The organism is Pseudomonas sp. 2VD (assembly GCF_005503585.1).
GTDB classification, from domain to species: Bacteria; Pseudomonadota; Gammaproteobacteria; order Pseudomonadales; family Pseudomonadaceae; genus Pseudomonas; species Pseudomonas aeruginosa.
This window is the reverse complement of record NZ_SCND01000275.1, coordinates 1-8,531: the sequence shown is the minus strand read 5'-3', so window position 1 is coordinate 8,531 and position 8,531 is coordinate 1. Positions and strand designations below refer to the sequence as shown.

The 8,531-nt window shown below is 67.8% G+C and carries 9 protein-coding genes, 1 pseudogene and 2 riboswitches; of the genes and pseudogenes, 5 read left to right on the top strand and 5 right to left on the bottom strand.

Annotated elements, in window-relative coordinates:
- The 3 genes from FFS27_RS23840 to fabV all read left to right on the top strand — a co-directional run.
- On the top strand, positions 1–710 hold a 710-nt coding region (locus FFS27_RS23840; RefSeq protein WP_137952244.1), incomplete at its 5' end, for an electron transfer flavoprotein subunit beta/FixA family protein.
- Positions 710–1,639: an electron transfer flavoprotein subunit alpha/FixB family protein gene (locus FFS27_RS23835; protein ID WP_003091099.1), complete on the top strand. Its 930-nt coding sequence runs from the start codon at positions 710–712 to the stop codon at positions 1,637–1,639. The genes FFS27_RS23840 and FFS27_RS23835, both read left to right, overlap by 1 nt.
- 184 nt (positions 1,640–1,823) lie before the next feature.
- Positions 1,824–3,020 (top strand): enoyl-ACP reductase FabV, encoded by a 1,197-nt coding sequence (gene fabV / locus FFS27_RS23830; RefSeq protein WP_003102929.1) that lies wholly within the window; start codon positions 1,824–1,826, stop codon positions 3,018–3,020.
- 72 nt (positions 3,021–3,092) lie between these two features.
- Here the strand turns inward: fabV and FFS27_RS23825 are convergent, their stop codons facing one another.
- The 5 genes from FFS27_RS23825 to FFS27_RS23805 form a co-directional block, all read right to left on the bottom strand.
- Positions 3,093–4,040 (bottom strand): alpha/beta fold hydrolase, encoded by a 948-nt coding sequence (locus FFS27_RS23825; protein WP_003138620.1) that lies wholly within the window; start codon positions 4,038–4,040, stop codon positions 3,093–3,095.
- Positions 4,041–4,168: 128 nt separating this feature from the next.
- A complete protein-coding gene (gene cobM, locus FFS27_RS23820; protein ID WP_003102926.1) occupies positions 4,169–4,921 on the bottom strand; it encodes a precorrin-4 C(11)-methyltransferase in 753 nt (250 codons plus the stop codon).
- Positions 4,918–5,346, bottom strand: coding sequence for a cobalamin biosynthesis protein (locus tag FFS27_RS23815; protein WP_003091063.1), 429 nt, complete (start codon positions 5,344–5,346; stop codon positions 4,918–4,920). Before FFS27_RS23815 ends, cobM begins: the two co-directional genes overlap by 4 nt.
- 72 nt (positions 5,347–5,418) lie before the next feature.
- Complete coding sequence (locus tag FFS27_RS23810; RefSeq protein WP_023094633.1) at positions 5,419–6,120, bottom strand: CbtA family protein; 702 nt, start codon at positions 6,118–6,120, stop codon at positions 5,419–5,421.
- Between the two features lie 17 nt (positions 6,121–6,137).
- Entirely contained in the window at positions 6,138–6,320 is a 183-nt protein-coding gene (locus tag FFS27_RS23805) for a CbtB domain-containing protein (protein WP_003091059.1), read from the bottom strand.
- 102 nt (positions 6,321–6,422) lie between these two features.
- A riboswitch (cobalamin riboswitch) is annotated at positions 6,423–6,572 on the bottom strand.
- A gap of 58 nt (positions 6,573–6,630) precedes the next feature.
- A riboswitch (cobalamin riboswitch) is annotated at positions 6,631–6,821 on the top strand.
- Positions 6,822–6,942: 121 nt separating this feature from the next.
- Between FFS27_RS23805 and cobW the strand changes: the two genes are divergently transcribed.
- Entirely contained in the window at positions 6,943–7,995 is a 1,053-nt protein-coding gene (cobW, locus tag FFS27_RS23800; protein ID WP_003113998.1) for a cobalamin biosynthesis protein CobW, read from the top strand.
- 75 nt (positions 7,996–8,070) lie between these two features.
- A pseudogene (locus tag FFS27_RS23795) lies at positions 8,071–8,531 on the top strand (cobaltochelatase subunit CobN); the annotation flags it as partial.

The following is an 8,531-nucleotide window of genomic DNA, read 5'->3' as shown; positions in this document are numbered from 1 at the left end:
ACGTCAAGGTCCGCGTCAAGGCGGACAACTCCGGCGTCGACCTCGCCAACGTCAAGATGTCCATGAACCCCTTCTGCGAAATCGCCGTGGAAGAAGCCGTACGCCTGAAAGAGAAGGGCGTGGCTACCGAGATCGTCGCTGTCTCCGTCGGCCCGACCGCCGCCCAGGAGCAACTGCGCACCGCGCTGGCGCTGGGCGCTGACCGTGCGATCCTGGTGGAGAGCAACGACGAGCTGAACTCCCTGGCCGTGGCCAAGCTGCTCAAGGCCGTGGTCGACAAGGAGCAGCCGCAGCTGGTGATCCTCGGCAAGCAGGCCATCGACAGCGACAACAACCAGACCGGCCAGATGCTCGCCGCGCTGACCGGCTACGCCCAGGGCACCTTCGCCTCCAAGGTCGAGGTCGCTGGCGACAAGGTCAACGTGACCCGCGAGATCGATGGCGGTCTGCAGACCGTCGCGCTGAACCTGCCGGCCATCGTCACCACCGACCTGCGCCTGAACGAGCCGCGCTACGCGTCGCTGCCGAACATCATGAAAGCCAAGAAGAAGCCGCTGGACGTGGTGACCCCGGACGCCCTGGGCGTTTCCACCGCTTCCACCGTGAAGACCCTGAAGGTCGAGGCGCCGGCTGCGCGCTCCGCTGGCATCAAGGTCAAGTCCGTGGCTGAACTGGTAGAGAAACTGAAGAACGAGGCGAAGGTAATCTAATGGCTATCCTGGTTATCGCTGAGCACAACAACGCGGCCCTGGCGGCTGCCACCCTGAACACTGTTGCCGCTGCCAAGGCCATTGGCGGCGACATCCACGTGCTGGTCGCCGGACAGAACGTTGCCGCCGTGGCCGAAGCCGCCGCCAAGGTCGAGGGCGTCTCCAAGGTGCTGGTCGCCGACAACGCCGCCTACGCCCATCAACTGCCGGAAAACGTCGCACCGCTGATCGCCGAGCTGGGCAAGAACTACAGCCACGTGCTGGCCCCGGCTACCACCAACGGCAAGAACTTCCTGCCGCGCGTCGCCGCGCTGCTGGACGTCGACCAGATCTCCGAGATCGTCGAAGTGGTCAGCCCCGACACCTTCAAGCGTCCGATCTACGCCGGTAACGCCATCGCTACCGTGCAGTCCTCGGCTGCGGTCAAGGTGATCACCGTGCGTACCACCGGCTTCGACGCCGTCGCCGCCGAAGGCGGTTCGGCTGCCGTCGAGCAGGTTTCCGGCCCGGCCGATGCCGGCAAGTCCGCCTTCGTCGGCGAAGAGCTGGCCAAGTCCGACCGTCCGGAACTGACCGCTGCCAAGATCGTGGTCTCCGGCGGCCGCGGCATGCAGAACGGCGACAACTTCAAGATCCTCTACGCCCTGGCCGACAAGCTGGGTGCCGCAGTCGGCGCTTCCCGCGCCGCGGTCGACGCCGGTTTCGTGCCGAACGACATGCAGGTCGGCCAGACCGGCAAGATCGTCGCCCCGCAGCTGTACATCGCGGTGGGCATCTCCGGCGCCATCCAGCACCTGGCGGGCATGAAGGACTCGAAGGTGATCGTCGCGATCAACAAGGACGAAGAGGCGCCGATCTTCCAGGTCGCCGACTACGGCCTGGTCGCCGACCTGTTCGACGCCGTACCGGAGCTGGAAAAGGCCGTCTGAGCCCGATTCCAAGCCGACAAGACCCGCTCCCCGGAGCGGGTTTTTTTATGTCCGGGCTGCGACGCGTGACCCTTTGGTCACGATTCCTGCCTTCGGTCCGCCCAAGCGGAGGTGTCTCATTTACAATGCGCGACGTCTCTAGCTCCTGAATGTGCTTTTCCGGCATCTAGCAACCGAGGTTTTCATGATCATCAAACCGCGCGTGCGTGGCTTCATCTGCGTCACTACCCATCCGGCAGGCTGCGAGGCCAACGTCAAGCAACAGATCGACTACGTCGAGGCCAAGGGCCCCGTCGTCAACGGACCGAAGAAGGTCCTGGTCATCGGTTCCTCCACCGGCTATGGCCTGGCTGCCCGCATCACCGCCGCGTTCGGTTCCGGCGCCGATACCCTCGGGGTGTTCTTCGAGCGTCCGGGCAGCGAGAGCAAGCCGGGCACCGCCGGCTGGTACAACTCGGCGGCCTTCGAGAAGTTCGCCCACGAGAAAGGCCTGTATGCCCGCAGCATCAATGGCGACGCTTTCTCCGACGAGGTGAAGCGGCTGACCATCGAGACCATCAAGCGCGATCTCGGCAAGGTCGACCTGGTGGTCTACAGCCTGGCCGCGCCGCGCCGTACCCATCCGAAGAGCGGCGAAGTGTTCTCCTCGACCCTCAAGCCGATCGGCAAGTCGGTCAGCTTCCGTGGCCTGGACACCGACAAGGAAGTGATCAAGGACGTCGTCCTGGAGGCGGCCAGCGATCAGGAGGTCGCCGATACCGTTGCGGTGATGGGCGGCGAGGACTGGCAGATGTGGATCGATGCGCTGCTGGAGGCCGACGTGCTGGCCGACGGCGCGAAGACCACCGCGTTCACCTACCTGGGCGAGAAGATCACCCACGACATCTACTGGAACGGTTCCATCGGCGCGGCCAAGAAGGATCTCGACCAGAAGGTCCTCGGTATCCGCGACAAGCTCGCCCCTCTGGGCGGCGATGCGCGCGTGTCGGTGCTCAAGGCGGTGGTGACCCAGGCCAGCTCGGCGATCCCGATGATGCCGCTGTACCTGTCGCTGCTGTTCAAGGTGATGAAGGAGCAGGGCACCCACGAAGGTTGCATCGAGCAGGTCGACGGCCTGTACCGGGAGAGCCTGTACGGCGCCGAGCCGCGCCTCGACGAGGAAGGCCGCCTGCGTGCCGACTACAAGGAACTGCAGCCGGAAGTGCAGTCCCGTGTCGAGGAGCTGTGGGACAAGGTAACCAACGAGAACCTTTACGAGTTGACCGACTTCGCTGGCTACAAGAGCGAGTTCCTCAACCTGTTCGGTTTCGAGGTCGCTGGGGTCGACTACGAGCAGGACGTCAACCCGGACGTGCAGATCGCCAACCTGATCCAGGCCTGAGGCCTGGATCCGAGCCGTCCTCGCGACGGTTCCCGCTCCCCCGAACCGGCGCCTAGGCGCCGGTTCGCGTTTTCAGCGACCGGCCACCTGGGCGTTCCGTACGCCGTCGAGGAAGGCCTGGTAGTGCTGCGCGGTTTCCTCCGGGCGTTCGACCATCGGCACATGTCCGCAGTTTTCCATGATCACCACGCTGGGCCGCTTCAGCAGCGGACGCATCACCTCGATGCTGGAGACGTCCAGCACGCGGTCGCGGTCGCCCCACAGCAGCAGGGTCGGTGCCTCGATCTTCGGCAGTTCCGGCTCCAGCGGGATGTAGCGCTGGCGCAGTTGTTCGAATATCTGCGCGTTGAACGCCGACGCGGCTACCGCGCGTTCGCCGAGGTAGCGCTTGAGCGGCGCCGGCAGCGGCGGTTGCTGGACGAACACGAAGTCGAGCAGCTTCTGGAAGTCTTCCGGCTGGCGCACCACCAGGGGATTCTCGCCGCGCTCCAGGTCCTCGAACAGTTCGCTCTTGCGCGCCGGCATCACCCCGGCGTTGTCGATCAGCGCCAGCGATAGCACCTGTTCCGGATGGCGCGCCGCGTAGAGCGCGGCGATGTGCCCGCCCATGGAGTTGCCGGCCAGGTGCAGGCGGCGCACGCCGATGGCGGCGGCGAAATTGGCGACTCGCTCGGCCTGGGTGCCGACGTCGTAGCTGGCCTGTTGCGGCTTGCTGCTGTCGCCGAAGCCGGGCAGGTCGAGGGCGACCACATGGTAGCGCTCGGTCAGCGGCCGGGCGAAGCGCAGCCAGTTGTCCTTGTCGGCGCCGAAGCCGTGGATCAGCAACAGGGTCGGGTTCTTCTCCGAGCCGCCTTCCAGGTAGGCGATCTCCAGGTTGTCGACCTGCACGCTGTGCTCGCTGAGACCGGCGAGGCCGCGCTCGACGGTGCGTACGCTGGCGAGGAGGGTAGCCGGGACGAAGTAGAGGACGCCGGCGGCGACCGCCAGCAGCAGAGCCAGACCGAGGAGGAATCGTTTCATGGGTGTCCGAAGGCTTCAGGAAAAAAGGGGCCAGCGCTGAACGCTAGCCGTGCCGGCCCGCTGTCGCAAGCCTTGCGACGAGTCTAGGCGTGCTGCCGGTGGTCGGCGCCGAACCTAAGGACGGCGGTTCATTCGCCGGGTCGATAGAGATGTCGATGCTCGGCGCGGTACAGCGAAGAGTCGGCGAAGCCTTCGGCGGCCAGCACCTCGCCGACCAGGATCAGCGCGGTGCGGCGGAAATTCCTGGCGGCGACCTTGGGCAGGATGTCGCCGAGGGTGCCGCGAACCTGTTCCTGGTCGGGCCAACTGGCCCGGTGGATCACCGCGACCGGGCAGTCGGCGCCGTAGTGCGGCAGCAGTTCCTCGACGATCTTCGCCAGGTGGGCGACGCCCAGGTGGATCGCCAGGGTCGCCCGGTGCCGCGCCAGGTCGCCCAGGCTCTCGCCTTCCGGCATCTTCGTGCGTGCAGCGTAGCGGGTCAGGATCAGCGTCTGGGACACTTCGGGCAGGGTCAGCTCGCAGCCGAGCAGGGCGGCACAGGCGGCGGTGGCGGTGACTCCGGGGACGATCTCATAGGGGATGCCGAGTTCGCGCAGGTGGCGGATCTGCTCGCCGATGGCGCCGTACAGGGAGGGATCGCCGGAATGCACGCGGGCTACGTCGAGGCCGCGGCGATGGGCTTGCGCGAGTAGCTCGACGATCTGTTCGAGGTCCAGCTCGGCGGTGTTCACCACCTGGCCGGCCTGGTGCCCCTCGAGCAGCGCTTGCGGAACCAGCGAGCCGGCGTAGAGGATCACCGGGCACTGGCGGATCAGGCGCTGCCCCTTGACGGTGATCAGGTCGGGGTCGCCGGGACCGGCGCCGATGAAATAGACGGTCATGGGAGTTCTCGTTCGGTGAGAAGACGTGCCAGGGCGATGCTCGCCCGATCATCGCTGCGTTTCGCGCCGAGCAGATCGGCGCGACCGCCACCCAGGCGTTCGGCCAGGGCCAGGGCGGCGGCCTCGGCGACGCTGGAGCAGCCGGTTTCGCGCAGCGCGACGGCGGAGGGGCTGAGCAGGCGCGGCTCGTAGTCGTGCAGGACGGCGGGCGCGAGGAAATGCACGGGGCGTTCGAGCAGCGTGGCCAGTTGCCGCAGGCCGGGTTCGTCGCGTTTGCCGTCGATGCTGGCGAGGGCGTCCAGGTCGGCCAGGCTGCGCCCGTGTTCGCCCAGCGTTCGCTCCAGCAGCGCGCGTAGATGCTCGGCGCTACAGCCTCGGCGGCAGCCGATGCCGGCGATCAGCAGGCTGGGGATGGGCAGGGGCATGCGCGCACCGGAGGAGATGGAAGGAGAGGCACTATGGACCCGCGACCGGCAAGGGTCGCGGGTGGCAGGCGGTCAGGCGTCGACGCCGCCCCGGTTGCGCCGGAACAGCCAGGCAGCGGCCAGGCCGAGGGCGGCCCAGAACAGCGCATTGCTGACCAGCGAGGCGACCACGAAACGCTGGGCCAGGGCTTCCGGCGCCAGGCTGGCATGGACCTCGGGCTGCGGCGCGCCGAACAGGTGCGGCAGCGCCAGCAGGACGGCGCCGACCAGCTTCAGCGGCCAGTTGCCGCCGAACACCAGCAGGGCCAGGCCCACCGCGGTGGCGGCGGCGGTGGCGATCCACCAGTACTGGCGTTGCACCAGGTCGGCCGCGGCGGTACCCGGCAGCTCCGGCGGCAGGCCCAGCGACGGCGCAAGGCAGAACACCGCGTAGCCGGCCAGGCCCCAGAGCAGGCCCTGCCAGGTCTGGCCCGGCGCGCGCAGGGTGAAGAGGCCGGCGAGCATCAGGGCGAAGCCGACCGCCACCACCAGGTTGCCGCCGGTGGTGGAGAGGGTACGCTGCCAGCCGTCCTCCGGCTCCCAGGCCTCCTCGTCGTGGACATGGGCGGCGACGCCGGGGGCGTGTTCGTGGGGCTGGGTCGCGACCGGCTCGCTCTTCTCGTAGGTCTCCGCCTCGAGGATCAGCGGGGTGACCCAGAGAATCTGCAGCAGGGTCAGCAGCAGGGCGGCGAGCAGGCCGGCGAAGCCGGCGGTCTGGGCGATGCGCTTGATCATTCTGGTTCTCTCGCGACTCAGTGGCAGGGGAAGCCGGAGCTGTGCCGGGTATCGTGGGCGGCGTTGTGTACCGCGTCGATGTGCGAGAAACCGGCGAAATAGACCAGCAGCGCGCCGAGCAGGCCGGCGCCGATGGCCAGGCTCAGTCGCTTCGACAGGGAGGTGGTGGAGCTGGCGTGCGCCAGGGTGCTGCTGGACATGGTGCGTTCCCTCTGGATTGACATGGGCGTGGCAGAGGAGTACGCACGAGGAACAGGCCCGGACGGCCCGCTTCACGCTTGCGCCCGCCCACCGCGGGTGAATCAAACGAAAGGTTCCAGGCCGGTCTCCGGGCTCGCGCGCGATGCGCTTACCGTTGCGGGGGCAGCGCCGGACTGGCTCGGAGAGCGTCACCGGCTTCCCGTTTCACCTCGTGCGCGCCGGCACGAGACACCTGGGACAACCCGCCTAGGACAGCATGAAGGACCGCCGGGCGTCAACCGGCCCGATTGACCCTGGCCCGCGCACTGCGTAGCCTTGCCGGTTCGAGGTTCCTCGCCGGCGACGGCGGGGCTAAGAGGGAACGCGGTCGATGCCGCGGCTGCCCCCGCAACTGTGAACGGCGATCGTTCCCCAATGCCACTGCGTGACGCGGGAAGGCGGGGAACCGGCGGAGACGCCAGACCGTGAGCCAGGAGACCTGCCTCGTCGATCCCGTGGCGCGATGCCCGGGGACAAGACTTCCATACAACCGGGCGGGGTGATCCGGTGGCGAATCCGTTGCGCGGCCCCTGCGTCCGCGCCACTCGTCCGCATGCCCGCCGAGCTGAACAAGGGCTGCCCATGAAAACCCTGGCGAAACTCCCCGTCACCATCGTCACCGGCTTCCTCGGCGCCGGCAAGACCACCTTGCTCCGGCACATGCTGGACAACGCCGAAGGCCGGCGCATCGCGGTGATCGTCAACGAGTTCGGCGAACTCGGCATCGACGGCGAGATCCTCAAGCAATGTTCCATCGGTTGCAGCGAAGAAGAGGCGCAGGGCCGCGTTTTCGAGCTGGCCAACGGTTGCCTGTGCTGCACCGTGCAGGAAGAGTTCTTCCCGGTGATGCGCGAGCTGGTGGCGCGCCGCGGCGACCTTGACCAGATCCTCATCGAGACCAGCGGCCTGGCCCTGCCCAAGCCGCTGGTGCAGGCCTTCCAGTGGCCGGAAATCCGCAACGCCTGCACGGTCGACGCGGTGATCACCGTGGTCGACAGCCCGGCGGTGGCGGCCGGCACCTTCGCCGCCCATCCCGAGCAGGTGGACCAGCAACGCCGCCAGGACCCCAACCTCGACCATGAATCGCCGCTGCACGAACTGTTCGAGGACCAGTTGGCCAGTGCCGACCTGGTGATCCTGAACAAGGCCGACCAGCTCGACGCCGAGGCCCTGGCGCGGGTCCGCGCGGAGATCGCCGGAGAGCTGCCGGCGGCGGTGAAGATCGTCGAGGCGAGCCGGGGCGAGCTGCCGCTCCCGGTCTTGCTGGGCCTCAACGCCGAGGCCGAGCTGCACATCGACGGCCGGCCGACCCACCACGACCATGAAGGCCACGAGGACCACGACCACGACGAGTTCGACTCCTTCCACGTCGATCTCCCCGAGGTGGAGGAAGCTGCGCTGCTCGAGGCCCTCGGCGAGCTGGTGGAGCGTCACGACATACTTCGCATCAAGGGGTTCGCCGCCATTCCGGGCAAGCCCATGCGCCTGTTGGTGCAGGGCGTCGGCAAGCGCTTCGACAGGCATTTCGACCGCAAGTGGCTGGCCGACGAAGCCCGCAGCACCCGGCTGGTGGTGATCGGCCAGGAGCTGGACCAGGCCGCCATCGCCAACCAGCTGCGCACAGCGCTTGCCTGATCCGTGATCCCCGGCCGGGGCCGGCGATGGCGATTCGCCGGCCCCAGCTTCTTGCGTCCTACCGGTAGAACGTCCATGCACCTGTTGCGCACCCAACCTGGCGGCTTCGTTCCCGACGACGGCATCGCCCACCTGGCCCAGACTCCCGCCGAGCTGGTGATCCTCTGCAGCGGCGATTCGCACCTGGCATTGCTGGCCGAGGCCGCCCGTGCGCTGCCGGACGACTACCCGAGCCTGCGCCTGGCCAACCCCATGCAGTTGCAGAACCACGCCTCGGTGGACCTCTACGTCGACGAAGTGCTGCGGCACGCGCGGGTGATCCTGCTTTCGCTGCACGGCGGCATCGGCTACTGGCGCTACGGCGTGGAGCAACTGGTGGCGCTGGCCGAGCGCGGCGCGCTGCTGATCCCGGTGCCCGGCGACGACCGCCCCGACCCGGAGCTGAGCGCCCTCGGCAACCTGCCGGCGGAGCAGGCCGAGCGCTTCTGGCAATACTTGCGCCAGGGCGGCCTTGAGAACGCCGGGCAGTTCTACCG

Excerpts from the sequence above, each read along its gene's own strand:
- FFS27_RS23825 (WP_003138620.1), bottom strand. The coding sequence starts at position 4,040 with ATGAAACGATTCCTCCTCGGTCTGGCTCTGCTGCTGGCGGTCGCCGCC.
- cobM (WP_003102926.1), bottom strand. The coding sequence starts at position 4,921 with ATGACCGTCTATTTCATCGGCGCCGGTCCCGGCGACCCCGACCTGATC.
- FFS27_RS23835 (WP_003091099.1), top strand. The coding sequence starts at position 710 with ATGGCTATCCTGGTTATCGCTGAGCACAACAACGCGGCCCTGGCGGCT.
- FFS27_RS23810 (WP_023094633.1), bottom strand. The coding sequence starts at position 6,120 with ATGATCAAGCGCATCGCCCAGACCGCCGGCTTCGCCGGCCTGCTCGCC.
- FFS27_RS23815 (WP_003091063.1), bottom strand. The coding sequence starts at position 5,346 with ATGCCCCTGCCCATCCCCAGCCTGCTGATCGCCGGCATCGGCTGCCGC.
- FFS27_RS23805 (WP_003091059.1), bottom strand. The coding sequence starts at position 6,320 with ATGTCCAGCAGCACCCTGGCGCACGCCAGCTCCACCACCTCCCTGTCG.
- cobW (WP_003113998.1), top strand. The coding sequence starts at position 6,943 with ATGAAAACCCTGGCGAAACTCCCCGTCACCATCGTCACCGGCTTCCTC.
- fabV (WP_003102929.1), top strand. The coding sequence starts at position 1,824 with ATGATCATCAAACCGCGCGTGCGTGGCTTCATCTGCGTCACTACCCAT.